The organism is Pseudomonas sp. JUb52, from assembly GCF_004341115.1.
Lineage (GTDB): Bacteria > Pseudomonadota > Gammaproteobacteria > Pseudomonadales > Pseudomonadaceae > Chryseomonas > Chryseomonas oryzihabitans.
Window position 1 is genome coordinate 1 of the sequence record NZ_SLYS01000020.1, and the last position, 26,950, is coordinate 26,950.

A 26,950-nucleotide genomic window follows, 5' to 3' on the forward strand; every position below is an offset into this window, starting at 1 on the left:
GGGCGTAAAGGAACGACGTTGCTTGGTCATCAGACACCTCTCTATGGCGAGCATTCTCGCCCTAAATGGGTGTCCGGAATCAGTAGACCACTACACGCTGAGCGCAGCGAAGCCTAATAGGCACCCACCACCCTCACCCCGACCCTCTCCCTGAGGGAGAGGGGGCGGTTCCGCGCGGAGTCAGCGCCCTGCGTAGGGTGGACAACGGCGCAGCCTTGTCCACGAAGTACCACACACCCGTAGGTTGGCGCTGAGCGCAGCGAAGCCTAATGGGCACCCACCACCCTCACCCCAACCCTATCCCAAAGGGAGAGGGGGCAGCTCCTCACTCCACCGCCGGCCGCGCGAAGATGCGGGTCACGGCATCGAGGTGCGCAGCCATGGCCTGGCGGGCGGCGTCGGGGTCGTGGGCTTCCAGGGCTTCGAGGATGGCCAGGTGCTCCTGCTGGGAGCGGTCGGGCATGTCTTCGGGGGTGTAGCGGCGCTGCAGCAGCTGGAACATGCTGCCGTAGCGATGGCCGAGCAGATGGCGCAGCAGCAGCGCATAGGCCGGATTGCCGCTGGCCTGGGCGATGCGGATATGGAACAGCCGGTCGCCGGGATGGGTGGTCGACCCCAGGCGATTGTCCTCGACGTTGCGCCCATAGGCCGCGCGGATGCCGGCCAGTTCGCTGGCGCTGGCATGCATTGCGGCCAGGGCGGCAGCCTCCGGTTCCACTAGGCGGCGCGCCTGCAGCAGGGCGAAGGGCGGGATCTCGGCGTCCAGATCCAGCGCCAGGCTCAACTCCGGATCCATCTCCGCCCACTGGCCGCGCCCGGCCAGCTCCAGCACCGGGGTGTCCGGCGGCGGCGGGGCGCTGGGCGCGCAGACCCGCACGCCATCGCCGACGCGCACGTCCACCAGGCCGATCACCTCCAGGGCGATCAGCGCCTCGCGCACCGAGGCGCGACTCACCCCCAGCTGCTTGGCCAATTCGCGCTCGGCGGGCAGGCAACTGCCCGGCGGATATTCGCCGCCGTCGATGAGGGCGCGCAGCTGGTCGGCGATCTGCCGGTAAAGCCGTGGTTTTTCAATCACCTGAAGGGGCATGGCGGTCTCGTCTCATGCAGGTCGCGCAGTCTGCCGCGAAAAAATCCTTGCCTGAGAGCCTAGCAGGGTCTAAACAATAGGACCAATGGCCTGACCATTGACCGCTGGCGGTCAGGCGACTCACAACAATAATCAGCCAAGAGGTCTCCCGCATGAGTCATGCAGGCAAACGCGTCCTGGTCACCGCCGCCGGCCAGGGGATCGGCCGGGCCACCGCCCTCGCCTTCCACCGCGCCGGTGCCGAGGTCATCGCCACCGACATCAATGCCGCCGCCCTGGACAGCCTCGAAGGGCTGCGTACCCGGGTGCTCGACGTCACCGATGCGGCGGCGGTTACCGCCTTGGTCGCCGACCTGGGCAGCCTGGACGTCCTGTTCAATTGCGCCGGCTACGTCCACGCCGGCAGCATTCTCGATTGCGACGAAGACGCCTGGCGCTTCTCCTTCGAACTCAACGCCACCGCCATGTACCGCATGATCCGCGCCGTGCTGCCCGGCATGCTGGCCCAGGGCGGCGGCTGCATCATCAACATGGCCTCGATCGCCTCCAGCCTCAAGGGCGTGGCCAATCGCTGCGCCTATGGCGCCAGCAAGGCGGCGGTGATCGGCCTGACCAAGTCGGTGGCCGCCGACTATGTCGGCCAGGGCATCCGCTGCAACGCCATCTGCCCCGGCACCGTGGATTCCCCCTCGCTGCACCAGCGCATCGCCGACCAGGCCGCCCGCGAAGGCCGCAGCGAAGCCGAGGTGCAGGCCGCCTTCGCCGCCCGCCAGCCGATGGGCCGCGTGGGTCGGCCGGAGGAGATCGCCGCCCTCGCCCTGTATCTTGCCTCCGACGCCGCCGCCTTCGTCACTGGGACCGCCCAGGTGATCGATGGTGGCTGGAGCGTCTGACGCCGTTTTTCGTCCGCACCCTTTTCCCCTCATAGGAGCTCCGATGAAACTCTTGCGCTACGGCCCCCAGGGCCAGGAAAAACCCGGTCTGCTGGATGCCCAGGGCCGGCTTCGCGATCTCTCCGGCCAGGTGGCCGATCTCGCTGGCGAGGCGCTCGGCGCCGAATCCCTGGCCCGGCTGCGTCAGCTGGACCCGGACAGCCTGCCACTGGTGGACGGCACCCCGCGCCTGGGCCCCTGCGTGGGCCGGGTCGGCAAGTTCATCTGCATCGGCCTCAACTACGCCGACCACGCCGCCGAATCCGGTCTGGACGTGCCCAAGGAGCCGGTGGTGTTCAACAAGTGGACCAGCGCCATCTGCGGGCCCAACGACGCCGTGCAGATCCCCCGCGACTCGACCAAGACCGACTGGGAAGTGGAGCTGGGCGTGGTGATCGGCAAGGCCGGGCGCTACATCGACGAAGCCAACGCCTTGGACCATGTGGCTGGCTATTGCGTGGTCAACGACGTCTCCGAGCGCGAGTGGCAACTCGAACGCGGCGGCACCTGGGACAAGGGCAAGGGCTTCGACACCTTCGGCCCGCTCGGCCCCTGGCTGGTGACCGCCGACGAGGTGGCCGATCCGCAGAACCTCGACCTCTGGCTGGAGGTGGACGGCCACCGCTACCAGAACGGCAACACCCGCACCATGATCTTCACGGTGGCGCAGATCATCGCCTACCTCAGCCGCTGCATGAGCCTGCAACCGGGCGACGTCATCTCCACCGGCACGCCGCCGGGCGTGGGCATGGGCGTCAAGCCGCAGTCGGTGTACCTCAAGCCCGGGCAGGAAATGCGCCTGGGCATCCGGGGCCTGGGCGAGCAGCACCAGCGCACCGTCGCCGCCGACTAGGGCAAGCCACCCCCCAAACCTAGCAAACCTCCGTGCCCGCTTTTCATCGAGCGGGCACGGGCCGGGTTCGCTCAGCCCGCGAAACCCCTCGAGGACAGCGCCATGCCAACAACAATTACCGGCCTGCAGATCGAAGACATCCGCTTTCCCACCAGCCAGGCGCTGGATGGCTCCGATGCCATGAATCCGGATCCGGACTACTCCGCCGCGTACGTCATCCTGCAGACCGACCAGCCGGGGCTGGAGGGTCACGGCCTCACCTTCACCATCGGCCGCGGCAACGAGATCTGCTGCGCCGCCCTGCGCGCCCTAGAGCCGCGGGTGCAAGGCCTGACCCTGGAGTGGATCCAGGAAGACCCGGGCCGTTTCTGGCGCCACATTACCGGCGACAGCCAGCTGCGCTGGATTGGCCCGGACAAGGGCGCCATCCACCTCGCCACCGGCGCGGTGGTCAACGCCGCCTGGGACCTCTGGGCGCGCGCCGTGGGTAAGCCGGTCTGGCGCCTGGTGGCGGAGATGAGCCCCGAGGAGCTGGTGCGCTGTATCGACTTCCGCTATCTCACCGACTGCATCACTCCCGAGGAAGCCCTGGCCCTGCTGCGCCAGCGCGCCGAGGGCAAGGCCGAGCGCCTGCAGCGCCTCGAAGCCGAGGGCTATCCCTGCTACACCACCTCGGCCGGCTGGCTCGGCTATCCCGACGACAAGCTGCGCCGCCTCTGCCAGGAGGCCATCGACGCCGGCTTCTCCCACATCAAGCTCAAGGTCGGTCGCGATCTCGCCGACGACATCCGCCGGGTGCGCATCGCCCGCGAGGTGATCGGCCCCGAGCGCCATTTGATGATCGACGCCAACCAGGTGTGGGAAGTCGGCGAGGCCATCGACTGGGTGCGCGAGCTGGCCTTCGCCCAGCCCTGGTTCATCGAGGAACCCACCAGCCCCGACGACGTGGAGGGCCATCGCGCCATCCGCGAGGCGGTGACGCCGGTCAAGGTGGCCACCGGCGAGATGTGCCAGAACCGCATCCTCTTCAAGCAATTTATCATGCGCGGCGGCCTGGACGTGGTGCAGCTCGACGCCTGCCGCCTGGGCGGCCTCAACGAGGTGCTGGCGGTGCAGCTGATGGCCGCCAAGTACGACCTGCCGGTCTGCCCCCATGCCGGCGGCGTGGGCCTCTGCGAATACGTGCAGCACCTGGCAATGATCGACTACCTCTGCGTCGCCGGCACCCATGAGGGCCGGGTGGTGGAATACGTCGACCACCTCCACGAACACTTCGAAGACCCCTGCCGGGTGCGCGGCGCCGCCTACCTGGCACCCCAGGCGCCGGGGTTCTCCATCGCCATCAAGGCCGCTTCCCGGGCGCGCTATCGCCATGCCGGAGGGCAGCCGTCATGAGCCCGCGCCTGGATGCTCACCAGCACTTCTGGCGCTACCGGCCGGCCGAATTCGCCTGGATCGACGGGCGCATGCCCGGGCTGCAACGCGACCATCTGCCGGCCGACCTGGAGCCGCACCTGCAGCGCGCCGGCTTCGACGGCTGCATCGCCGTGCAGGCGCGCACCCTGGAAGAGGAGACGGACTTTCTGCTCGACCTCGCCGCCCGGACGCCCTGGGTGCAGGCGGTGGTCGGCTGGACCGATTTGCGCGCCGCCGACCTGGTGGCGCGCCTGGAACACCGCCAGGGCAGTCGCCACCTGCGCGGCTTTCGCCATCCGGTGCAGGACGAGGCCGATCCCGGCGCCTGGCTGGCCGATGCCGCCGCCAACCGGGGCGTCGCCACCCTGCAGCGGCACGGCTATCTCTATGAGCTGCTGATCCATGCCGAGACCCTGCCCGCCGCCACCGCCTTCGCCGCCCGTCATGACCATGGCGTGCTGGTGCTGGACCACCTGGGCAAGCCGCCGGGCCGGGTCGCGCCCGCCGACTATGCCCGGCTGCTGGCGCCCCTGGCGCGGCTGCCCCATGTGCATTGCAAGCTGTCCGGGCTGGTCACCGAGGCCGACTGGCAGGGCTGGCAGGCGGAGCAGTTGCTGCCCTATGCCCGTATCGCCCTGGAGGCCTTCGGGCCGGAGCGCCTGCTGTTCGGCTCCGACTGGCCGGTCTGCACCCTGGCCGCGAGCTACGCCGAGGTGGTCGACCTGGCCGAGCAGGCGCTGCTGGAGCTCACGAGCAGTGAACGCGCCGCGGTCTTTGGCGGCAACGCGGCCCGCCTCTATGGCCTGGGCACCCAGCCACGGGAGGCGGTGGCATGAATCTGCACCTGACTGACAAGGTATTTCTGGTCACCGGCGGCGGCTCCGGCATCGGCGCTGCCATCTCCCTGGCCCTGGCCGCTGAGGGCGCCCTCCCGGTGATCCTCGCCCGCGAACCGCCGGAGGCCAGCTTCGCCGCGCAACTGGCCGAACGGCAACCCAGGGCGCGGGCCTTCACCGTGGAGCTGTGCGACGAAGCCGCCTGCAAGCGGACCGTGGCTGCCGTGCAGGACGCCTATGGGCGCATCGATGGACTGGTCAACAACGCCGGAGTCAACGATGGCGTCAGTCTCAGCGCCGGTCGCGCTGCCTTCGTCGCCTCCCTGGAACGCAACCTGGTGCATTACTATCACCTGGCGCACCTCTGCCTGCCGGCATTGCGCGCCAGCACCGGTGCCATCGTCAACATCGCCTCCAAGACCGCCCTCTCCGGCCAGGGCGACACCAGCGGCTACACCGCGGCCAAGGGCGGCGTGCTGGCCCTGACCCGCGAGTGGGCCGCCTCGCTGCTGGACGACGGCATCCGCGTCAACGCGGTGATCCCCGCCGAGGTCATGACCCCGCTCTACGAACGCTGGCTGCAGGGCTTTCCCGACCCGGCCGCCAAACTCGCCGCCATCACCGCGCGCATCCCCCTCGGCCGCCGCATGACCACCCCGGAGGAGATCGCCGACACCGTGGCCTTCCTGCTCTCGCCACGCTCCAGCCATACCACCGGGCAATGGCTGAGCGTAGATGGCGGCTATCTGCATCTGGATCGGGCGTTGACGTGAGGGAATGAGGCGGAGGAGCAGGAAGGCGCGGGAAGGCGCTCTCACCCCAGCCCTCTCCCGGCGGGAGAGGGGGCGGTATCGGCGTTAGCGATAAGATCATCCGTACGTGGAAAACGCTGCGCGGTTTTCCATCCTACCCATCCGCCGTAGGTTGGCGAGAGCGAGCTCTCGTAGGGTGGACAACGGCGCAGCCTTGTCCACGCGCCCAGGCACCCAATCCGCTAGCGCTTCGGACTCAACGGACTGTCGTCCAGATCCTCGCGCTCTTCGGTGGTGGTGGTATTCGCCGAATCCGGCACATCGCCGTATTCGTCGTAGTCGTGGGGGGTCTGCTTGTCTTCCGCGGGTTCGGGATTCATGGGGTACTCCGATCATAGAGGCACCCTTGGTGGAGTCCACCGCCCCCGCTGGCGTTCCCGCTAGACCAGCGCCACCAGACGTTCGGCCACCCGGTCGAAGGGTTCGATGCTGCGCTGGGCCCGGCACAGCGGGATCACGCCCTGCACCGCCGCCACCAGCAGCGTCGCCAGCCCCGTGGCCGCTTGCTCCGAATGGCCATGCTCGACCAGCGCCACCTGCAGCCGGGCCTCCCAGCGGCGATAGATGCCCGCCGCCGCGTCCAGCTCGCGCTGGGCGATCTCGTCCACCGGCTCTTCCACCGCCACCGCCATCACCGGGCAGCCGACGCGAAAGTCCGAGTCCAGCAGGATGTCGCGCCAGAGCCGCAAAAAGCCCTGGATTCCCGCCAGCGCCCCGGTCTGCAGCTGGCGCTCCAGATCGCGACTGACCTGGGCGCCGGCCAGCTCCACCGCCTCCACCACCAGCTGGTGCTTGCCGCCGGGGAAGTGATGATAGGTGGACCCCAGCGGCGCCTCGGCGCGCTTGATGGTCTCGCGGATGCTGGTGGCATTGAGGCCGTGTTGCGCCAGCATGGCCGAAGCGGCTACCACTACCCGTTCCCGCACCGTCGACTGTTCGGTCATCCATTCTCCTTGCTATGACAGCTGTCATAATCTACCGTCGGGGCATTATAACAACTGTCATAGGGACCACCCCATGCCCAGCGACGCCCTCGTCGAGGAATTGATCACCGCGGACAGTTATCGCCTCAGCACCAGTCGCTATCCCGCCCAGGGGCCGCTGCAGGGACGGCTGATCGTCGCCGGCGCCACCGCCGTGCCCCAGGGCTTCTATCGGCGTTTCGCCCAGCACGCCGCGGCCCGTGGCTTCGAGACCCTGACCCTGGACTATCGCGGCGTCGGTCGCTCGGCACCGGCTTCGCTCAAGGGCTTTCGCATGGACCTGCTGGACTGGGCGCGCCAGGACCTCGCCGCCGCGGTGGACAGCATGGCCCAGGGCGACGTCCCCCTCTACCTGGTCGGCCACTCCTATGGCGGCCATGCCTTCGGCCTCCTGCCCAACCATGCCAAGGTGGCCGGCTTCTATGTGTTCGGCACCAGCGCCGGCTGGTACGGCTACATGCCGCCGCTGGAAGGACTCAAGGTGCTGACCATGTGGAAACTGGTCCTGCCGGTGCTGACCTGGTGGAAGGGCTACTGCCCCTGGAGCGCCCTGGGCCTGGGCGAAGACCTGCCCCGCGACGTCTATCGCCAGTGGCGCCACTGGTGCAGCTATCCCCACTACTTCTTCGACGACCCCGCCATGCGTGGCATCGAAGCCGGCTACGCCGCGGTGCGCACCCCCATCGTCGCGGCCAACGCCCTGGACGACCTCTGGGCCACCCCGCAATCGCGCGATGCCTTCATGCAGGCCTATCGCAACGTCGATCTCCAGCGCGAAGACCTCGACCCCCGCCAGCACGGCGGCGCCATCGGGCACATGGGTTATTTCCGCGCCAACGCCCAGCCGCTGTGGGACCGCGCCCTGGACTGGTTCACCACCCTGCCCCGGGCACCTGGGCTGAACTAGGTTGCAAACCGACCGCCTGCTCGGCGCGTCTGTCGCTTTTCCAAAAGCTCTCCGTCGTTTCCGGACAGTCATCCCGCTGCCCCAGGTCCCATTGTGGCGGCACGAATAACAAGGAGTAACACCCGTGCTGATCGGCGTCCCTAAGGAAACCGGTGCGGGGGAGACGCGCGTGGCCGCGACCCCCGAGACCCTCAAGAAACTGATCGGCCAGGGCCACCGGGTGGTGGTGCAGCAGGGCGCCGGTGACGGCGCCAGCCTGCCCGACGCGGCCTATGCCGCCATAGGTGCCCAGCTGGGCGATGCCGCGGCGGCCCTGGGCGCCGACCTGGTGCTCAAGGTGGCGGCGCCCTCGCCCAGCGAGTTGGCGCTGATGAAACCTGGCGCCGTGCTTATCGGCATGCTCAATCCCTTCGCCCAGGATTCCCTGGAGCAGCTCAATGCCCAGGGCCTCACCGCCTTCGCCCTGGAGGCGGCGCCGCGCACCTCTCGCGCCCAGAGCCTGGACGTGCTCTCCTCCCAGGCCAACATCGCCGGCTACAAGGCGGTGATGCTGGCGGCCGACCACTATCCGCGCTTCATGCCCATGCTGATGACCGCTGCCGGCACGGTAAAGGCCGCGCGGGTGCTGATCCTCGGCGCCGGGGTGGCCGGGCTGCAGGCCATCGCCACCGCCAAGCGCCTCGGCGCGGTGATCGAGGCCTCGGACGTGCGTCCGGCGGTGAAGGAGCAGATCGAATCCCTCGGCGCCAAGTTCGTCGACGTGCCCTTCGAGACCGAGGAGGAGCGCCAGTGCGCCGAAGGCGTCGGCGGCTATGCGCGGCCCATGCCGGCCTCCTGGATGGAGCGCCAGGCCCGGGCCGTGCACGAACGCGCCAAGCAGGCCGACATCGTCATCACCACCGCGCTGATCCCCGGCCGCCGCGCTCCCACCCTCCTGCACGAGGCCACCGTGGCCGAGATGAAGCCGGGCTCGGTGGTCATCGACCTGGCCGCGAGCCAGGGCGGCAACTGCCCGCTCACCGAGCTGGACCGGGTGGTGGTCAAGCACGGCGTCACCCTGGTGGGCTACGGCAACCTGGCCGCCCGCGTCCCGGCGGACGCCTCGGCGCTCTATGCCCGCAACCTGCTGGACTTTCTCAAGCTGGTGCTCAAGGACGGGGCCTTCCACCTCGCCCTGGACGACGACATCGTCGCCGCCTGCCTGATGTGCCACGGCGGCGAATTGCGCCGCAAGAACGCCTGACGCCTGCCCGGCCCTCTCTCTAAAGGACTGCCCCCATGGATCTGATTTCCGACGGCATCTACAACCTGATCATCTTCGTGCTGGCCATCTATGTCGGCTACCACGTGGTCTGGAACGTCACCCCCGCGCTGCACACCCCGCTGATGGCGGTGACCAACGCCATCTCCGCCATCGTCATCGTGGGCGCCATGCTCGCCGCCGCCCTCACCGTCACCCCGCTGGGCAAGCTCATGGGCACCCTGGCCGTGGCCCTGGCGGCGGTCAACGTCTTCGGCGGCTTCCTGGTCACCCGCCGCATGCTGGAGATGTTCAAGAAGAAGGCCCCCAAGGCCCCGGCGGAGAAGCCCTGACATGAGCATGAACCTCATCACCCTGCTCTACCTCGTCGCCTCGGTGTGTTTCATCCAGGCGCTCAAGGGTCTCTCCCACCCCACCACCTCGCGTCGCGGCAACGCCTTCGGCATGGCCGGCATGACCCTCGCCGTGCTCACCACCCTGGCGCTGATCCACAAGCTCGGCAGCGAACTGGCGGTGCAGGGCATTGGCTACGTCATCGTCGGCCTGCTGGTGGGCGGCAGCGCCGGTGCCTACATGGCCAAGCGCGTGGAAATGACCAAGATGCCCGAGCTGGTGGCCTTCATGCACAGCATGATCGGCCTGGCCGCGGTGTTCATCGCCATCGCCGCCGTGGTCGAGCCGCAATCCCTGGGCATCGTCGCCGTCTATGGCCAGCCGATCCCCAGCGGCAACCGACTGGAGCTGTTCCTGGGTGCGGCCATCGGCGCCATCACCTTTTCCGGCTCGGTGATCGCCTTCGGCAAGCTCTCCGGCAAATACAAGTTCCGCCTGTTCCAGGGCGCCCCGGTACAGTTCGCCGGCCAGCACATCCTCAACCTGGTGATCGGCCTCGCCATCCTCGCCCTGGGCCTGATGTTCACCTTCAGCGGCAACCTCGGCGCCTTCGCCGTGCTGGTGGCCCTGGCCTTCGTCATCGGCGTGCTGATCATCATCCCCATCGGCGGCGCCGACATGCCGGTGGTGGTCTCCATGCTCAACAGCTACTCCGGCTGGGCCGCCGCCGGCATCGGCTTCTCGCTGAACAACTCCATGCTGATCATCGCCGGGTCGCTGGTGGGGTCGAGCGGCGCCATCCTCTCCTACATCATGTGCAAGGCGATGAACCGCTCCTTCTTCAACGTCATCCTCGGCGGCTTCGGCGGCGCGACGGAAGCCGCGGCCAGCGGCGGCAGCGGCGAGCAGCGCCCGGTCAAATCCGGCTCGGCGGACGACGCCGCCTTCCTGCTCGGCAACGCCGACAGCGTCATCATCGTCCCCGGCTACGGCCTGGCCGTGGCCCGCGCCCAGCACGCCCTCAAGGAGCTGACCGAAAAGCTGGTGCATAACGGGGTGACGGTGAAATACGCCATCCACCCGGTGGCCGGCCGCATGCCTGGCCATATGAACGTGCTCCTGGCCGAAGCCGAGGTGCCCTACGACCAGGTGTTCGAGATGGACAACATCAACTCCGAATTCGGCCAGGCCGACGTGGTGCTGGTGCTCGGCGCCAACGACGTGGTCAACCCGGCGGCCAAGAACGACCCCAAGTCGCCCATCGCCGGCATGCCCATCCTCGAAGCCTTCAAGGCCAAGACGATCATCGTCAACAAGAGATCCATGGCCAGCGGCTACGCGGGTCTCGATAACGAACTCTTCTACCTGGACAAGACCCTGATGGTCTTTGGCGACGCCAAGAAGGTCATCGAGGAGATGGTCAAGGCGGTGGATTAAGTCGTAGCCCCTCGCGACCGCTTGAGTGGTCGCGAGGGGCCGTTCGTTGGCACCCCATAAGACATACGTTTCTCTCTCGAAGCCTCCAGGCTTACGCACTCAACGCAAGGTTGTTCACGCAAGGATCAGCATCGCTCCTTCGACCGATTGCGCCTTCAGCCTTACTAATCAGATTATTCCTCAGCGCCTCACCTATCCCCTACCTCCCATCGAACGCCCACGCTCCGGGCCCTCCCGCCCCTCACAAGGACCGTCCCCATGCCAACCTCCCGCTCCCTCATGGTCGCGTTGCTGCTGGCCAACACCGGTGCCACCTGGGCCGAGTCGAATACGGCCAACGTTCAGCAGAACGGCGGCTTCAATGTGGTGAACCTGAACCAAGGCAGCGAGCTGTCGGCGCGCAACCAGGCGGATATCCAGCAGAGCGGCAGCTTTCTCAATGCCCAGGTCACCCAGCAGAACGCTGCCGACGACCGCGTGCGGGTGGTGCAGACCAATGCCAGGAGCGCGGTCGAGGTCAATCAGGTGTGGGGATCGCAGCGCCTGGTGGATATCGAGCAGCGCGATGGCGGCTATGACCGGGTGCAGGTCGATCAGGGACCGGGCAGCGGCAACGCGACGGTGGTGCGCCAGAGCGGCTTGCGGCAGGAAACCTCTGTCCATCAGGACGGTGGCTACCACCGCATCGACATCGAGCAGAGCAGCTACGCCGCGGGCCAGAACACCCTGACGGTCCGCCAGGATGGACTCAACGGCAAGCTGGACCTGGCTCAGCACGGTGACCGCCAGGACCTGCAGGTGACCAGCGTCGGCCTGCGCAATGAGGCCTGGGTGAGTCAGAACGGCGAGGACTCGACCACGATCGCCGAGCAACGCGGCAACGACAACTACATCGGCTTCAAGCAAGGCGGCGAGCGGGTGAATTCCAAGGTGGTGCAGGAGGGCAACGGCAACGATGCCCGGGTCCGGCACTCCAGCAGCTATTCGCGACCCAGTACCGTCGACATCGCCCAGCGCGGCGATCTCAACCGCGCGGACGTGAATGTCTATGGCATGGGCAGCCAGGTGACCCTGGCGCAGACCGGAAACAGCAATGGCGCCTCTGCCACCGTCTCCGGCGAGGGTAATCAGCTGGATCTGGCGTCCAACGGCGACGGCAATGGCATCTCTGCCTATTACCTGGGCAGCGACGGCCAGTTGAAGGTCGATCAGCAGGGCGACAACCTCGGGGTGACGGCCTACGTGACCGGCAATGCCTCCAGCATCAGCGTCGCCCAGAGCGGCAGCCAGCACACCGCCGACCTGACCCAGAACACCACGGGCAATGCCATTAACCTGACCCAGAGCGGCTTTTCCATCCACGCCGTTATCAGCCAGTAGTCAGGCATCAGCGGGGCCCCTCCAGCAGCGGCTGAAGGGGCCACCGTCCCTCTCGCTCAATCTTTGCCTCACGCGGCCGCTATCCTTGAGATGTACCTTTCAAGGAGTCCGCGATGTCCAGCACACTGTCGGTGAATGGCATCGGCCACGGCATCTTGCGCGCACCCACGCTCAGGCTGGGTGGCGCGACGGCTAAGCCCACCGCCGAGGAAGAGGCGGCCAAGGTCGAGCAATCCAAGAAGCCCAAGGGCATCGGCAAGCCCAATCCGCTGAACCAGATCAAGGACCAGGCCGAAGCCGACGCTGCCCCTGCCAGCGAGAAGGGCAGCACCGGCAACAAGACCCTGGATACCCTGCAGAAGGCCATCGACATGGCCAAGCGGCAACTGGAGCTGGCGCAGAAGCAGTTGCGCGCAGTGGAGGCCCGGAGCAAGGGCGACACCAAGGCCGAGCAGGAAGCCAGCCAGGCTGCGCGCGAAGCCGCCCAGGCCAATGTCGCCGCCGCCAGCGAAGCCCTGACGACGGCCTATGCCGCCTATACCGAAGCCCTGAAGAAGGCCGGCGAAAGTACCGGTGGTGTGAGCGCCCGGGCGTGATGCTGGCCCCGTGACCCGACCGCCCGGACTACCCTCGGATGCCTGTCACGATCTGGAGGGCGTATTCACATGGCAGCCAAACTCATGGGCAAGACCGCCCTGGTCACCGGAGCCGCCCAAGGCATAGGCGCCGCCATCGCCCGGGCCTTCGCGGCGGAAGGTGCCTTCGTCTATGTCACCGACCTCAACGCCCAGCTCGGGCGCGCCGTCGCGGCCGAGCTGGGCGCCTGCGCCTGCTACCTGCCCCTGGATGTGCGCCTGGAAGCCGACTGGCAACGGGTGACCGGGCAGATCCTCGCGGAGCGCGGTCGGCTGGGTGTGCTGGTGAACAACGCCGGGATCACCGGCTTCGAGCAGGGCGTGGTCGCCCACGATCCGGAACACGCCCGGCTCGAAGACTGGCACGCGGTGCATCGCACCAACCTCGATGGCGTCTTTCTCGGCTGCAAGCATGGCATCCGCGCCATGCGTCCGGCCGGGGCCGGGTCCATCATCAATATCTCGTCGCGCTCCGGATTAGTGGGTATCCCTGGCGCGGCGGCCTATGCCTCGTCCAAGGCAGCGGTGCGCAATCACAGCAAGACGGTGGCACTCTATTGCGCGGAACAGGGCCTCGCCATCCGCTGCAATTCGATCCACCCCGCCGCCATCCTCACACCGATGTGGGAGCCCGTGCTGGGCGACGGTCCGGATCGCGCGGCGCGCATGGCGGCGCTGGTGCGGGACACGCCATTGCGGCGCTTTGGCCACCCCGAGGAGGTGGCGGCCGTGGCGCTGCTGCTGGCGTCCGACGAAGCCGCCTACATGACTGGCAGCGAGCTGAATCTGGATGGCGGCCTGCTGGCCGGTTCGGCGGTGACGCCTGCGGTGGTCGATTCGCCTTAGGTTCTGCGCGAAAAATGCCTACGCTCGGTGATACTTCGTTGAAAAGGCTTCGGAATGCTCATGTACCACTCGTAAACTCGTTCGCGAGCCCGGTCCGCTTCCTCAACCTTTTTCGCGGGGCCGCCCAGGCCTCGCCAGACCTTCGCTCGGCGACTTTTCGTACAGAACCTAGCCCTTCACCTTGAAGCTCAGCCGCAACTCGGTCCCGCGCTCGCCGGCGCGGGACCATTGGGCGTGGGCGCCGATCTGGCCGGCGAGGCCCTCGATGAGCTTCATGCCGGTGCCGGAGCCGGGTTTGCGGGCGGTGGTCTGCAGCGGCAGGCCCTTGCCGTCGTCCTGGATGCGCACGCGCCAGGTGTCTTCCTCGGCGATGTCGATGTCCACGGCCAGCAGTCCGCCCTCGCCATCGAAGGCGTACTTGAGGCTATTGGAGGCGAATTCGGTCAGGATCATGCCCAGGGGCACGGCGGTGTCCGGGTCCAGGTCGACGTCGGCGATGCCGATCTGCAGGCGCACCTGGCCGGAGTGCTCCTGGTGCAGGTGGCAGAGATTCTCCAGTAGCTGCATCACGAAGGGCCGCAGGCGCAGCTGCTGGGCGGTGTCGGCCGCATAGAGCTGTTCGTGAACCAGGCGGAGGGCGTCGATGCGCGCGCCGATGCCCTGCAGCTCCTGGCGTGCCTCATCGGACTGTGCCGCGCGAGATCTCAGCCAGACCAGCCCGGCGATGATGGCGATGTGGTTCTTGATGCGGTGCTGCATTTCCTGCATCAGCCGGGTGTTGGCCTGCAGGGCGTCATTGAGATCGCTGGTCTTGAGCAGGCGGTCGATCACCGGGCCGAGGATGGTGGCGTAGGTGCGCAGGAATTCCACGTCTTCTTCGCCGAAGTCCCGCGGCTCGCGGGCATCGACCTGCAGCAGGCCATAGGGCCGTCCACCGGGCAGGAAGATCGGCACGTTCACCAGCGCCTGGACACCGTGCTCACGCAGGAAGTCGGGCAGGTCGAAGCGGTCTTCCTTATGGATGTCCGGGGTGATGACCGGGCGGCTGACCTTGATCGAATAGGCTTCGGAGGAGCGCTCGCCGAGGGACACCTTGGCCTGGCCCACCACGCCCGGATTCCAACCGACGCCCGCCCGCACCAGCGCCTGGTGCTCGCCGCGCTCGATCTCCAGTACCTTGGACAGCTCGGTGCCGAGGGCATCGCCCACCAGGTGGCAGGCGCGCATGAGGATCTCGTCCAGATCCTCGCAGCGCAGGGCGAAGTCGCCAAAGTCGGCCAGCAGCTTCTGCCGCTGGGTCTGGGCCTGGACCCGCTGATGGTCATTCATGGGGCTTTCCTTCTGGCATGGGCAAGGCACTGGGCAACGGCTTCAGTCGGTGCTGACCTGGGCCGCCCAGCGTCGCTAGTCGTCCGGATAGATCTCGTCCGCCGTGATGGCCGGCAGGCTGCCGATGGCGCGCAACTCGTTGATGGCGTCGCGAATCACTTCGTAGAGCAGCGCCGTGTTGCGCACCAGGGTCTGGTTGAGGGTGCGCGACACCCGCGCCGGCCGGGCGGGATCGATGAGGGTGATCAGCAGGTTGTCACCCTGGGACTGAATCTCGTGCTTGATGGGCGGGTCCAGCGCCGCCAGCTGGCTTTTCAGTGCTTGCATGCCGTCTATCCACAGGAGGTCGTTTCTGAATAGTCGGACTGGAAACAACGATCAGGCGTTCAGTGCGTCGAGGATGACGCACTGAACGCCTGGCGCAGCGCCTCAGAGCGGCGTGTCTTCCTCGCGATAGATCCGCAGCCCGCGCGCCTGGTAGTTGGCCAGTGCCGCCGGGTGATCCAGGGTGCAGGTGTGCACCCAGACGCGCTCGGTGCCCGTCCAATCCCAGGCGGAACGGAGTGCATGGCTAAGCAGCGGACCGCCGAAGCCGAGGCCCATGAAGGCGGCGGCCAGGCCGAAGTAGCGGATCTCGACGTTGCGGCCATCCGGGCGGTACAGCTCGTAGTACCCGGCGATGGCGCCCCGGTGATAGGCGACCCAGGTGCGATGGCCTTCCTGCTCCACCTGTTCGCGCCACTGGGCGTCGCTCCAGCCGTTCAGATCGGTCCAGTCCCAGGCCTGGCCGACCAGGGCATAGAGAAAGCGATTGAATTCGGGTTGCGGCACCTCGCACTCGACGATCTGCAGGTCGGGCCGTGGCGGCTTCTCGCGCAACTCGGTCGAGGCCGTCATTTCGAGGTAGAAGGTGGTGCAGGTCCGGTCCATCGCCAAGACTCCCTGGGAAAGGTCAGACCCGATTGTGACCAGAGCAGCGGGGGTGGTGCCAGTCTGATTGCGACGCCCGCGGAAAGCGGATCGCCGCAGGTGTCGTGGCTACCCGGCTACCACGGCCCCGGCTGCCCGACCGCGCCAGGCCAGCGCCAGGGTCATCAGCAGGCCCAGGGCGGCCATGCCGGCGCCGGCCAGGGAGATCGTCGGATAGCCCAGACCGGCGTCGATCACCGCGCCGCCCAGGGCCGCGCCGAGGGCATTGCCCAGGTTGAAGGCGCCGATGTTGACCGCCGAGGCCAGGTTGGGGGCGTCCTTGGCGGCTTCCATCACGCGCATCTGCAGCGGCGGCACCAGGGCGAAGCTGGCGATGCCCCAGACGAGGATGGCCACGGCGGCCGCCAGCGGCCAGCGCATCAGCACACTAAAGGCCAGCAGCACCACGATGAGCACGCCCAGGGAGGCGATCAGGGTGCGGTCAATGGATTTGTCCGCCGCCTTGCCGCCCCAGAGATTGCCCAGGGTCAGGCCGACGCCGAACAGCACCAGCATGGCGGTGATGAAGGCCGTGGAGCCATGGGTCTCGCGGGCGAGGATCGGCGCGATATAGGTGAAGACGGTGAACATGGCACCGGAACCGACCACGGTCAGCCCCAGGGCGGCCAGCACCGGCGGACGACCCAGCACACGGATCTCGGCCAGTACCCCGTCGCTCGGCGGCAGGGCCACGTTGGGCAGGGCGAACCAGAGCGCGGCCATGGTCAGCAGGCCGAGACCGGCAATGCCCCAGAAGGCCTGGCGCCAGCCGAGCAGTTCACCGAACCAGGTGGCCAGAGGCACCCCGCCGATGGTCGCCAGGGTCAGCCCCATGAACATGGCGGCGACCGCCCCGGCGCGCTTGTCCGGGGCGACTACGCTGGCCGCCACCAGGGCGCCGACGCCAAAGAAGGCGCCATGGTTGAGCGAGGTCACCACCCGGGCGATCAGCAGGCTGGTGTAGTCGGTCGCCAGCGCCGACATCAGGTTACCGAGGGTGAAGATGGCCATCAGGCCGATCAGCAGATGACGGCGCGGAATGCGGCCGGTGGTCAGGGTCATCAGGGGCGCGCCGATCAGCACGCCCAGGGCATAGGCGCTGATCAGCAGGCCCGCCGCCGGAATGGACACGCCAAGATCGGCGGCGATGCCCGGCAGCATGCCCATGGGCGCGAATTCGGTGACGCCGATGCCGAAGGCACCGGTGGCCAGGGCCAGCAGGGGTGGATTGATACGCATGGGAAAGTCTCCTTATCTATGCGGCGAATGCTAAGCTCCCCGCTCAAGCGCCGGTAGACGGCGGTTCTGGCATGCACCTTTGCCCTGGAGTCACAAGTGGATCTGAATGGTCGCTCGGGAGAGATGGCGGTGTTCGCCCAGGTGGTGGAGGCCGGCAGCCTGTCCGCCGCCGCCAGAGCCCTGCGCCTGACGCCTTCGGCGGTGAGTCGCTCCATCGCCCGTACCGAGCAGCGCCTCGGCACGCGACTGCTGTTGCGCACGACCCGGGCCATCACCCTCACGGCCGAGGGCGAGGCCTATCTGCGCGCGGCGCGACGGATCCTGGCGGACCTGGCCGAGGTGGAAGACGCCATCGCCGACCAGGGCGTACCGCGCGGGCGCCTGCGCGTCAGCGCCGCCCTCGGCCATGGCCGCATGACCATGGTGCCGCTGGTGGCGGCCTTCAGCGCCCGCTATCCGGACATCGTCGTGGACCTGGCGCTGGGCGACGAGGTGGTGGACATCCTCGCCGGCCAGGCCGACGTGGCGATCCGCTTCGGCCAGCTGGCCGACAGCCCCCTGAGCGCCCGCCCCATCGGCGTCACCGGGCAGGTGGTGGTGGCCTCGCCGGCCTATCTCGCCCGCCACGGCACGCCCCAGGTGCCGGAAGATCTGCTCGAGCACAACTGCCTGAGATTCAACTTCCGCCGCGCCCTGCCCGACTGGCCCTTCGTGCGTGATGGCCACGCCTTCGCCCTGAAGATCAGCGGCAACATCGAGTGCAACAGCGGCGAGGCCTTGGCGCTGCTGGCCCGCGAAGGCGCCGGTATCGCCCGTATCGGGGAATTCAGCGTGGCCGACGACCTGCGCAGCGGCGCCCTGGTGCCGTTGCTGGAGGCCTGGAATCCGGGCGATCTGGAACCCATCCACGCGGTCTTCGTCGGCGGCTCGACCATGCCGGCGCGGGTACGGGTGTTCGTGGATTTTCTGGTGGAGCGGCTGGGCAACTGACGCCTCAGGCGAAGCGCCCGTCCCGCTTGAAACGCTCCGTGGCTTCGATCAGGGCACTGGTGGTACCCGGCTCCGTAGGCGCGTGCCCGGCGTCGTTGACGATCTTGAGCACCGAACCGGACCAGGCCTTGTGCAGCCGGTAGGCGGAGTTCGGCGTGGCGATCATGTCGTGGCCGCCCTGGACCAGGCAGCAGGGCAATTGGCGGATGCGCGCCAAGCCCTGGATCAACTGGTCTTCTTCGAGAAAGAGCTGATGCTTGAAGTACCAGGCGTCGAGCACGGCCATACCCAGGGTGGTCTGCTCGTCGGCGGCCTGCGCCTCCACGCCTTCCGGATCGTGACGCAGCAGGGAGCAGCTGGCCGAGTAGCGCACCCAGGCCCGGGCGGCGTCCAGGCGCGCCTGCGGGTCTGCGCCGAGCAGACGTTCGAGGTAGGCGTCCAGGACAGCATCGCGCCGCTCTTCTGGAATCCAGCTGACGAAATCCTCGTAGGCACGGGGGAAGAAGCGGCGCATGCCGTGCAGGTACCAGTGCACCTCGTCGGCGGTGCCGAGAAAGATGCCGCGCAGCAGGAAACCCAGGCAGCGCTCGGGGTGGGCCTCGCCATAGGCCAGCGCCAGGGTGGTGCCCCAGGAGCCGGCGGTGAGCAGCCAGCGCTCGATACCCAGGTGCTCGCGCAACCGTTCGAGGTCATCGATGAGGTGCTGGGTGGTGTTGTCGCGGGTCTCGGCCAGGGGGGTGGATCTCAGCGCGCCGCGCTGATCGAACAGCACGATGCGGTAGTGGTCCGGATCCCAGAAGCGCCTCTTACTGGGCTCGGCCCCCTCGCCCGGTCCGCCGTGCAGGTAGACCACCGGCACGCCCTGGGGATTGCCGCATTCCTCCCAGTAGAGTTCGTGCAACGCGCTCACCCGCAGCCGACCGCTGCGGTTGGGCTGCTCGATTTCCGGAAAGAGCTGGTAGGTGACGGCGCAGGGGGCATCCATGGTCATTTCTCAGGCGGGCTTCGAGGTAGCTGAGCCAACGCCAGACGCCCGAGTTCCAGCCGAAGCGGAGCCCGGAAGCGGCTGCAAGCCGCACCCGCTCCAGGCAGCACGAACATCACCGGTAGGCTTGCGGGGCTCACGCCGGGTTCTTTAGAGGTAACTGGGTGCGCAGCGTAACCGGCCGCTGCCCGTTGGTCGGGAAGGGACCGCCGCGAACCTTGGGGAACTCCGCCGAGCATCCCTGCCCTAATCCCCCCACGCCTGCTTTCGTGGCGCCCCTTCGCTGACTCGAAACGCTGCAATCGTTCGCTTCGCTGACCAGAGGGCGCCCTCTGCCGGCTTCTTTCGTGTCTTGCCAGGATCTCGCTCTACCATGTCCGCTTCCGCTTCCCCCGCCCTCGATTCCGACCAGAAGGCTTCGGCCCGCCGGCTGATCTTCATTACCGTGCTGGTCGCCACCATGGGCGCCCTGGCCTTCGGCTACGACACCGGCATCATCGCCGGCGCCCTGCCCTTCATGACCCTGCCACCCGACCAGGGCGGCCTGGGCCTCAATGCATACACCGAGGGGCTGGTCACCGCCGCCCTGATCGTCGGCGCCGCCTTCGGCTCGCTGGCGGCGGGTTATCTCGCCGACCGTTATGGCCGCCGCACCACCCTGCGCCTGCTGTCGATCCTCTTCGTCGTGGGCGCCCTGGGCACCGCGGTGGCGCCCTCGGTGGAACTGATGGTGGTCGCGCGCTTCGTGCTCGGCCTGGCGGTGGGCGGCGGTTCGGCCACGGTGCCGGTGTTCATCGCCGAGATCGCCGGCCCCAAGCGCCGCGGGCGCCTGGTGAGTCGCAACGAACTGATGATCGTCAGCGGCCAGCTGCTGGCCTATGTGCTCAGCGCCCTGCTTGCCTGGCTGGTGCACGACAACGGCATCTGGCGCTACATGCTGGCCATCGCCATGGTGCCGGGCATCCTGCTGTTCGCCGGTACCTTTCTCTTGCCCACTTCGCCGCGCTGGCTGGCGGCCAAGGGCCGTATCGAAGAAGCCGAGGCCGTGCTGGAACGCCTGCGCGACACTTCCGAGGAGGTGCAGCGCGAGGTCGAGGAGATGCGCGAGAGCGAGGAGCAGGCCAGGCACCGCCCGCCGCTGCGCGAGCTGCTCGCCCAGGGCTGGGTGGTCAAGTTGCTCCTGCTGGGCACGGGCCTGGGCTTCGTCGCCCAGTTCACCGGGGTCAACGCCTTCATGTACTACACGCCGATCATCCTCAAGAGCACCGGCATGGGCACCAGTGCGGCCCTCACCGCCACCATCGGCAACGGCGTGGTCTCGGTGATCGCCACCCTGCTCGGCATCTGGGCCATCGGCCGCGCCGGGCGCCGCACCCTGCTGCTGAGCGGCCTGGTGATCGTGGTGCTGGCCCAACTGGCGCTGGGCAGCGTGCTGCTGTGGCTGCCGCAGGACCTTACCCAGAGCTACCTGGCGCTGGCCTGCATCCTGGTGTTCCTGCTGTTCATGCAGATGTGCATCGCCCCGGTGTACTGGCTGCTGATGTCCGAGCTGTTTCCCAATCAGGTCCGCGGCCTGCTGACCGGGGTGGCGGTGGCCGTGCAGTGGCTGTGCAACGCCACCGTGGCCTTCAGCTTTCCGGTGGCCCTGGAAGCCATCGGCAACTACACCTTCTATGTATTCGCTGCCATAAACCTGGGCTCGTTGTTGTTCGTCTATTTCTGCCTGCCGGAAACCCGCGGCAAGTCTCTGGAAGAAATCGAACGCCAGCTGAAAAAAGAGCTATAGCGGGTCGTTAGCCGACCGATCGGCGATTTTCCGGCTTGCTACGGACCAGATGGAATAATTTCTCATCCCGTATCAAGTCGGACTTTTCCAGGCCGATGCAGAGTGAAGGCATGTCGCCGTCACTCTTCGCGCCGGGGCGCGAGCGGGGCTTTCGATGAACATCAAACAGAAACTCACGTCGCTTTTCGCAGTAACCGCCTGCCTCCCGGTGATCCTGGTGGCAGGCGTGGTCATCATGAATGCGCGCAGCCAGGCCACCGTCGATTTTCTCGATGGCAGCGGGCGCGAAATTCGGCAGATTGATCGCAATATCCAGCAGTTCTTTACTGGCATCCAGCAGAACGTCGACTTCCTGGCCAAGGAGCCGGCGCTCCTGACACTGGAAGGCCTGAAGAACTACCAGGGCGCGGATGCCGCCCAGCAGCCGCAGACAGAAGCCGGCCAACAGGCGGTGACTTACTTCACCCGCTTCGCCAAGACCCACCCCACTACCGCCTACCTGTCGATCGGTCTGACCGATGGCAGCTACGCCAGCTGGCCGGACGACGCCAAGCTGGCCAACTACGATCCGCGCGTGCGGCCCTGGTACCAGACCGCCATGAACAATCCGGGCAAGGTGGTGCGCACTCCGGCCTACTACTGGGCCCAGGACGATGTCTCCCTGATGGGCGTGGTACGGACCATGGAAGACGCCAGCGGCAAGGTACACGGAGTAGTGGGCCTGGACATCTCGCTCAAGCAGCTCACCGATCTGGTCAAGAGCATCACCCTGGGCCAGAGCGGCTACCTGATGCTGGTGGAAGAGAATGGCAACGTGCTGGTCGACCCGCGCGACCCCAAGCACAACTTCAAGCAGCTCAAGGAGCTGGGTGACGCCTACCAGGCCCTCAACGGCATCCAGAGCGGCCTTGGCGAGGTCACGCTCAATGGCACCGACTACATGGTCAACGTCTACCAGGCCAAGGACCTGGGCTGGAAATTCATCGGCCTGATCGAACGCAGCGAAGTCATGGGCAAGGCCACCACCCTTACCTGGCAGATCGCAGGCATCACCGCCGTGCTGGCGCTGCTGTTCGCCGTGCTCGGCGCCGCCTTTGCCGGCATGATCGTGCGACCGATCCGTGGCGTCTCCGCCGGTCTGGAATCCATCGCCCAGGGTGAAGGCGACCTGACCAAGAGCCTGAACGTACAAGGCAAGGACGAAACCGCCACCCTGGCCGGCTGGTTCAACCAGTTCCTCGCCAGCATCCGCCAGCTGGTGCAGCGCATCGGCCAGGCGTCCAACGACCTGCAGCAGGCATCGCAGACCACCACCCAGGCCGCGGTCAGCATGAACGAGGTGGCCGGCCGGCAGCGCGGGGCCGTGGAAATGGTCTCCACCGCCTTCAATGAGATGGTCGCCACCTCCAACGAAGTGGCGCGCTCCTGCAGCCAGGCCGCCGCTTCCGCCGATGCCGGTCATCACAAGGTGCAGGAAGGCTACGGCCAGATCGAAAAGGCCACCGGCAACGTCAACCGCCTGAGCGGCAGCCTGGCCCAGTCGGCCCAGGCCATGGCGGTGCTGGAGCAGGACAGCCACAACATCAACACCATCCTCGACACCATCCGCGGTATCGCCGAACAGACCAACCTGCTGGCGCTCAACGCCGCCATCGAAGCGGCGCGCGCCGGTGAACAGGGGCGTGGCTTCGCGGTGGTGGCCGACGAGGTACGGGCCCTGGCCAAGCGCACCGCCGACTCCACCGGCGAGATCGACGGCCTGCTCGGCAACCTGGCGCGCAAGACCCAGGAGGTCACCCGTCAGATCGAGACCAGCCTGGAGCTGTCGCAGACCAGCGTGGCCTCCATCAGCGAGGCGCGAGGCAGTTTCGAAGGCATCCGCCAGTCGGTGGACGAGATCCGCGACCAGGCCCTGCAGATCGCCGCGGCGGCCGAGGAACAGCACCAGGTGGCTGAAGACATCAACCGCCATATCGCCCAGATCCACGACGATGCCCAGCAGGTGGAAGGCCTGGCCCAGTCCACCACCCGCGACTCCTCGCGCCTGTCGCAGCTGTCGGGCGAACTGGATGGCCTAGTACGGCGCTTCAAGGCCTGATGGCCGTCGGGTGGTAGCAGAAGCCCCGCGGGTGATCCCCGTGGGGCTTTTTTATTGGCGGGCGTTCGGGGACCCGTGGATAAGGCTGCGCCCTTATCCACCCTACGAACGTTGAACCTCTCGATACGCCGAACCGCCCCCTCTCCCCCTGGGAGAGGGCTGGGGTGAGGGTGCCTAGAGCAAAACCGTAGCGTGGAAAACGGTGCAGCCTTTTCCACTGCCGGATCGCCCCCCCTCAAGCCCCCGACGGCGAGCCCTGGTCCCGATCGCCACGCAGGCTGCTGTGGGCCGCCTGGCAGATCTCGCGCAGGCCGCTCTTGAGGCCTTCTTCGAGAGTGGGGTGATAGAACGGCATGTCCAGCAGCGAGCTGGCGGTCTCGCCGTGGATCAGCGCCAGCACCAGCAGATGGCCAATATGGTCCATGCCCGGTCCGACCATGGCCGCGCCGGTCAGCTTGCCGGTATCCGGTTCGGCATAGAAGCGGGCGATGCCCTGGTTGCGCGCCTCGACCCGGGCGCGGCCCTGGTCGTGGTAGGAAGAGGTGCCGATCAGAGTGCCCTTGTCAGGCGGACTGCCCAGCACCGCCACCGGCGGATCGGTGAAGATCAGCGAAAACAGCGGCGACCTCGGCGTGGGCCGCACCTCGGGATAGCAGGCAGCATTGTGCCCGGCGATGGCGCCCTCGTCGGAGGCCTCGTGGAGGATCGGCCGGTCATGGTCGGCATCGCCGGCGATAAAGATCGACGAGGCGCCACACTGCATCGTCTCGGGGTCGTAGACCGGGGTGCCATGGTCGTCCAGCTCGAGGCCGGTGGTCTCCAGCCCCAGGCCCTTCAGCCGCGGCGGTCGCCCGGCGGCCACCAGCACATAATCGAAGTCGCCCTCGCCGCTTGCCGCACCGGACCAGGACAGTCGCACGCCTTCGCCCTCCCGCCGGGCATCCACCTCAACGTTCAGGTACAGGGTCAGGTCCTGCTCCAGGATCTTGCGCAACTCGGCCTTGACCTCCAGGTCCTCCAGCGCGCCCAGGCCATCGTCCTGGCCGAACAGGGTGACGGCCACGCCGAGGCGGGCCATGGCCTGGGCCAGTTCCAGGCCCACCGGGCCGGTGCCGATCACGGCCAGGGAGCGCGGCAGATCGGGCAGTTCGAAGATCGTCTCATTGGTCAGCGCCCGCTCGCCCAGGGCGTCGAAGGGTTCGGGTACCAGGGGGTAGGAGCCGGTGGCGATGATCACGCTGCGGGCGCTGATCGTCTTACCATTGCTGAGTTGCAAGCGATCCGGCGCCACGAAACGCGCCGTCGCCTGCTGGGCCACGCCCTCGGGCAACTTGGCGAAACCCTCCTTGGTGGCGGCGACGAAATGATCGCGCTCACGCCGCACCCGCGCCATGACCGCCGCGCCATCGACGCTGACACTGCCCACCGCGATGCCAAAGGTGCCGGCGCGGCGGACGGCGTGATGAGCCTCCCCGGCGACGATGAGCAGCTTGGAGGGCATGCAGCCCACGGAGGCACAGGTGGTGCCAGCCCAGCGGTCGTCGATCAGCAGGGTGCGCGCGCCCTGGCGCCGGGCGGCGCGTTCGGCGGCAAGGCCCGCGGTTCCGGCCCCGATCACGGCGACATCGCAGTCGAGATCGGCGGGGGTCGTAGCGGCTGCAGGGTCACTCATCTCATCACCTGACGTTGCGAAGGGTTACCCGACTCGCGCCAGGGCTCTAGCAAGGGACCCCAAGCGCAGCGTTGAGGTTGCATCCCCAAGGCGTGACCCACTTCGACAAAAAACCGACAATTCTTGTCAGGACCGTCAAATTCCATGCCACTCGTCACCTTATACTGGCGAACTGGAACCATTGGGGTGTCCTATCCTCAATTAGCCAACTTAAATGGACGCAGGCATTCACATGGAACGTGACATCAGCAAGATTCCGCTCATCAACGATTGGTCCTACCTGATCGCTCTGGAAACCGGCCTGTTCACCCGGGGTGAACTCAGCGGCGCGGTGCTCAAGGCCCTCAACGATCAGGCCCGCCTGCTCTCCCGTCGCTACCTGGTGCAGAAGTCCAAGCTGGACGTACGCAAGCTCACACCCGCCGAGACCGAGATCCTCGATACCCTCAGCGATACCGCCGCCAGTCTGCGTCGCCGGCAGCGATTGCCGCACAACATCGTCAAGAGCCTCAGGGCCGGTGGTTTGATCGCCGCCGTCGAGCGCAGCGTCTGCGCCTCGGGCATCCTGCAGTGCCACAACGGCTTCTATGAAGACGGCCTGGAGCCGGGCGCCTTCGAACGGATCGTCATGCGGCATCCGCACGAATTCGGCGATCACGCCCGCCAGAGCGCCACCCTCTATTTCGCCCAGGAACCCTTCCCTCTGGAGCAGCCGCAAGAAGCGCACGACCAGCCGCTGCAGGCCAGCGCCTGATGCACGGAGCGCGCACAGCGAAAGGGGCGGCCGGGAGGCCCCAGACCCCATTCGCCTGCGCGCGCCTCGTTGCCTCCGTCGCCCTTCGCGGTATCGCTTTCCCGGAGTCCTGGCGCATGACGCCCGCGTTCGTCCCGCTCAGCCCCCCATAGCGCCCCTGCCCTCGCCGGCCGGCCGATCTTGCTGATCGCGTCGGCTGTCGCCCTTTCGTTGCCGGCCCAGCCGGCAGCGGCCTTTGCCTGCGCGCGTCTTATGACGGGCGTCTCTGCCGATGCCGTTCGCGTCGCCGCCCAGCGGGAATCCGCTCCCGGGCGGTGGCCGCGGCATGGGCCACGGCTGCGAGGAGCAGACATGACTACCGCCCACGTCCCCCAGGGACGCAACAACTTCGATTTCCTGAGATTCGCCGCGGCTTCCACCGTGGTGATCGGCCACGGCTTCTGGCTCTCGGGACATATCGGCGCCGAGCCGATCCTCAACTTCACCGGCTTCACCGACGCGGCCAACATCGCCGTCTATGTGTTCTTCGTGATCAGCGGCTTCCTGATCACGGCGTCCTTCCAGCGCAGTCGCAATCCCCTGGACTTTCTGCTCAAGCGCGCCCTGCGGATCTTTCCCGCGCTGATCGTCTCGGTGCTGTTCTCGGTGCTGGTGGTGGGCTGGCTGGCCACCAGCCGGGAAACGAGCGCCTACTTCAGCGATCGCCAGACCCTGGGCTTCTTCAAGAATATCCTCTTGATGACGCGCTTCGAGCTGCCCGGCGTCTTCAACGGCAATCCCTTTCCTGACACGGTGAACGGCAGCTACTGGACCCTGCCCTACGAGGTGTTCATGTACCTGTCGCTGCTGATCATCGGGGTGCTGGGGCTGCTGACCCGCTCGGTGGTCATGGCCACCCTGGTGGTGCTGGTACTGGGCAACTTCCTGCTGCTGCCGCAGATGGGCATCGCCAGCTTCGTGCTGCACAAGGTGTTCAGCCTGGGCATGTTCTTTTTCGCCGGCGCCCTGCTGCAGCTCGCGGGACCGCGCATACCCTGGCGCCTGGATATCGCCCTGGCGCTCTGCCTGCTATCGCTGGCGGCCATCGTCTGGCATGTCCTGCCGGTGATCCACCTGGTTTCGCTGGCCTATGTGATCATCTACCTGGCCCAGGTGCAGGTACCGGTGCTACACGGGTTCGGCCGCTTCGGCGACTATTCCTACGGCCTCTACCTGTTCAACTTCCCGGTCCAGCAACTGCTCATGCACTGGTTTCCCGACAGCTTCTCGCTGCCCGGCTTCCTGTTGGTTAGCTATGTCCTGACCCTGGGCTTCGCGGTGCTCTCCTGGCACCTGATCGAGGCGCCGGCGCTGAGACTCAAGCCGCGGCGCCAGGCACCGACCGCACCGGCCTGAACCGGGGCAGCC

General features: G+C 67.2%; 26 protein-coding genes and 1 pseudogene. 18 read left to right on the top strand and 9 right to left on the bottom strand.

Annotation, left to right across the window (positions count from 1 at the left end):
- Positions 1-325: 325 nt before the first annotated feature.
- Entirely contained in the window at positions 326-1,090 is a 765-nt protein-coding gene (locus EC839_RS22590) for a FadR/GntR family transcriptional regulator (protein ID WP_007160715.1), read from the bottom strand.
- Between the two features lie 152 nt (positions 1,091-1,242).
- Between EC839_RS22590 and EC839_RS22595 the strand changes: the two genes are divergently transcribed.
- From EC839_RS22595 to EC839_RS22615, 5 genes are all read left to right on the top strand, one after another.
- The gene (locus EC839_RS22595) at positions 1,243-1,983 is read left to right on the top strand and encodes an SDR family oxidoreductase (protein WP_007160714.1); all 741 of its coding nucleotides are present in this window, start codon (positions 1,243-1,245) and stop codon (positions 1,981-1,983) included.
- A gap of 43 nt (positions 1,984-2,026) precedes the next feature.
- Positions 2,027-2,875 carry an ureidoglycolate lyase gene (locus EC839_RS22600; RefSeq protein ID WP_007160713.1) on the top strand — a complete coding sequence of 283 codons (849 nt, stop codon included), beginning with the start codon at positions 2,027-2,029 and terminating at the stop codon, positions 2,873-2,875.
- A gap of 102 nt (positions 2,876-2,977) precedes the next feature.
- Positions 2,978-4,270 carry an L-fuconate dehydratase gene (locus EC839_RS22605; RefSeq protein WP_132833166.1) on the top strand — a complete coding sequence of 431 codons (1,293 nt, stop codon included), beginning with the start codon at positions 2,978-2,980 and terminating at the stop codon, positions 4,268-4,270.
- Positions 4,267-5,127, top strand: coding sequence for an amidohydrolase (locus tag EC839_RS22610; protein WP_007160711.1), 861 nt, complete (start codon positions 4,267-4,269; stop codon positions 5,125-5,127). The genes EC839_RS22605 and EC839_RS22610 overlap by 4 nt, the downstream gene beginning before the upstream one ends.
- Positions 5,124-5,900, top strand: a complete 777-nt coding sequence (locus EC839_RS22615; RefSeq protein WP_007160710.1) for an SDR family oxidoreductase — start codon at positions 5,124-5,126, stop codon at positions 5,898-5,900. The genes EC839_RS22610 and EC839_RS22615 overlap by 4 nt, the downstream gene beginning before the upstream one ends.
- 221 nt (positions 5,901-6,121) lie before the next feature.
- On the opposite strand, the gene EC839_RS24270 is transcribed toward EC839_RS22615, so the two are convergent.
- The gene (locus EC839_RS24270) at positions 6,122-6,259 is read right to left on the bottom strand and encodes a hypothetical protein (protein WP_007160709.1); all 138 of its coding nucleotides are present in this window, start codon (positions 6,257-6,259) and stop codon (positions 6,122-6,124) included.
- A 60-nt stretch (positions 6,260-6,319) separates the two neighbouring features.
- Complete coding sequence (locus EC839_RS22620) at positions 6,320-6,883, bottom strand: TetR/AcrR family transcriptional regulator (protein WP_007160708.1); 564 nt, start codon at positions 6,881-6,883, stop codon at positions 6,320-6,322.
- Between the two features lie 73 nt (positions 6,884-6,956).
- On the opposite strand from EC839_RS22620, the gene EC839_RS22625 reads away from it, so the two are divergent.
- From EC839_RS22625 to EC839_RS22655, 7 genes are all read left to right on the top strand, one after another.
- Positions 6,957-7,829, top strand: a complete 873-nt coding sequence (locus EC839_RS22625) for an alpha/beta fold hydrolase (RefSeq protein ID WP_007160707.1) — start codon at positions 6,957-6,959, stop codon at positions 7,827-7,829.
- Between the two features lie 124 nt (positions 7,830-7,953).
- Positions 7,954-9,072 carry a Re/Si-specific NAD(P)(+) transhydrogenase subunit alpha gene (locus tag EC839_RS22630; protein ID WP_007160706.1) on the top strand — a complete coding sequence of 373 codons (1,119 nt, stop codon included), beginning with the start codon at positions 7,954-7,956 and terminating at the stop codon, positions 9,070-9,072.
- 35 nt (positions 9,073-9,107) lie between these two features.
- Positions 9,108-9,422 carry an NAD(P) transhydrogenase subunit alpha gene (locus EC839_RS22635; protein WP_007160705.1) on the top strand — a complete coding sequence of 105 codons (315 nt, stop codon included), beginning with the start codon at positions 9,108-9,110 and terminating at the stop codon, positions 9,420-9,422.
- 1 nt (position 9,423) lies between these two features.
- Positions 9,424-10,860 (top strand): NAD(P)(+) transhydrogenase (Re/Si-specific) subunit beta, encoded by a 1,437-nt coding sequence (locus EC839_RS22640; protein ID WP_007160704.1) that lies wholly within the window; start codon positions 9,424-9,426, stop codon positions 10,858-10,860.
- A 258-nt stretch (positions 10,861-11,118) separates the two neighbouring features.
- Positions 11,119-12,240, top strand: a complete 1,122-nt coding sequence (locus tag EC839_RS22645; protein ID WP_007160703.1) for a PPE repeat-containing protein — start codon at positions 11,119-11,121, stop codon at positions 12,238-12,240.
- Between the two features lie 113 nt (positions 12,241-12,353).
- The gene (locus EC839_RS22650; RefSeq protein WP_007160702.1) at positions 12,354-12,836 is read left to right on the top strand and encodes a hypothetical protein; all 483 of its coding nucleotides are present in this window, start codon (positions 12,354-12,356) and stop codon (positions 12,834-12,836) included.
- A 69-nt stretch (positions 12,837-12,905) separates the two neighbouring features.
- Positions 12,906-13,721, top strand: coding sequence for an SDR family oxidoreductase (locus EC839_RS22655; protein WP_007160701.1), 816 nt, complete (start codon positions 12,906-12,908; stop codon positions 13,719-13,721).
- Positions 13,722-13,889: 168 nt separating this feature from the next.
- Here EC839_RS22655 and EC839_RS22660 read toward each other — a convergent pair whose 3' ends face one another.
- The 4 genes from EC839_RS22660 to EC839_RS22675 all read right to left on the bottom strand — a co-directional run bounded on the left by EC839_RS22660 (position 13,890) and on the right by EC839_RS22675 (position 17,258).
- On the bottom strand, positions 13,890-15,050 hold the full coding sequence (locus tag EC839_RS22660; RefSeq protein WP_007160700.1) for a sensor histidine kinase: 1,161 nt from the start codon (positions 15,048-15,050) through the stop codon (positions 13,890-13,892).
- Positions 15,051-15,125: 75 nt separating this feature from the next.
- The gene (locus tag EC839_RS22665; protein WP_007160699.1) at positions 15,126-15,377 is read right to left on the bottom strand and encodes a hypothetical protein; all 252 of its coding nucleotides are present in this window, start codon (positions 15,375-15,377) and stop codon (positions 15,126-15,128) included.
- Positions 15,378-15,479: 102 nt separating this feature from the next.
- Complete coding sequence (locus tag EC839_RS22670; protein WP_007160698.1) at positions 15,480-15,980, bottom strand: GNAT family N-acetyltransferase; 501 nt, start codon at positions 15,978-15,980, stop codon at positions 15,480-15,482.
- Positions 15,981-16,088: 108 nt separating this feature from the next.
- Complete coding sequence (locus EC839_RS22675) at positions 16,089-17,258, bottom strand: MFS transporter (RefSeq protein WP_007160697.1); 1,170 nt, start codon at positions 17,256-17,258, stop codon at positions 16,089-16,091.
- Positions 17,259-17,354: 96 nt separating this feature from the next.
- Here EC839_RS22675 and EC839_RS22680 point away from each other — a divergent pair, with 96 nt between their 5' ends.
- Positions 17,355-18,248: a LysR family transcriptional regulator gene (locus EC839_RS22680; protein ID WP_007160696.1), complete on the top strand. Its 894-nt coding sequence runs from the start codon at positions 17,355-17,357 to the stop codon at positions 18,246-18,248.
- 4 nt (positions 18,249-18,252) lie between these two features.
- Here the strand turns inward: EC839_RS22680 and pip are convergent, their stop codons facing one another.
- The gene (gene pip / locus EC839_RS22685; RefSeq protein WP_007160695.1) at positions 18,253-19,233 is read right to left on the bottom strand and encodes a prolyl aminopeptidase; all 981 of its coding nucleotides are present in this window, start codon (positions 19,231-19,233) and stop codon (positions 18,253-18,255) included.
- 373 nt (positions 19,234-19,606) lie between these two features.
- Between pip and EC839_RS22690 the strand changes: the two genes are divergently transcribed.
- The 3 genes and pseudogenes from EC839_RS22690 to EC839_RS25130 all read left to right on the top strand — a co-directional run bounded on the left by EC839_RS22690 (position 19,607) and on the right by EC839_RS25130 (position 23,117).
- The gene (locus tag EC839_RS22690) at positions 19,607-21,019 is read left to right on the top strand and encodes a sugar porter family MFS transporter (RefSeq protein WP_007160694.1); all 1,413 of its coding nucleotides are present in this window, start codon (positions 19,607-19,609) and stop codon (positions 21,017-21,019) included.
- A 235-nt stretch (positions 21,020-21,254) separates the two neighbouring features.
- A pseudogene (locus EC839_RS25125) lies at positions 21,255-22,262 on the top strand (cache domain-containing protein); the annotation flags it as partial.
- 126 nt (positions 22,263-22,388) lie between these two features.
- Positions 22,389-23,117, top strand: coding sequence for a methyl-accepting chemotaxis protein (locus tag EC839_RS25130; RefSeq protein WP_372237694.1), 729 nt, complete (start codon positions 22,389-22,391; stop codon positions 23,115-23,117).
- Positions 23,118-23,352: 235 nt separating this feature from the next.
- Here the strand turns inward: EC839_RS25130 and EC839_RS22700 are convergent, their stop codons facing one another.
- Complete coding sequence (locus EC839_RS22700) at positions 23,353-24,789, bottom strand: dihydrolipoyl dehydrogenase (protein WP_007160692.1); 1,437 nt, start codon at positions 24,787-24,789, stop codon at positions 23,353-23,355.
- A 232-nt stretch (positions 24,790-25,021) separates the two neighbouring features.
- Here EC839_RS22700 and EC839_RS22705 point away from each other — a divergent pair, with 232 nt between their 5' ends.
- Together EC839_RS22705 and EC839_RS22710 are read left to right on the top strand one after the other, a co-directional pair.
- Positions 25,022-25,543 (top strand): hypothetical protein, encoded by a 522-nt coding sequence (locus EC839_RS22705; protein ID WP_007160691.1) that lies wholly within the window; start codon positions 25,022-25,024, stop codon positions 25,541-25,543.
- 351 nt (positions 25,544-25,894) lie between these two features.
- A complete protein-coding gene (locus tag EC839_RS22710; RefSeq protein WP_007160690.1) occupies positions 25,895-26,938 on the top strand; it encodes an acyltransferase in 1,044 nt (347 codons plus the stop codon).
- The last annotated feature ends 12 nt before the right edge of the window (positions 26,939-26,950 follow it).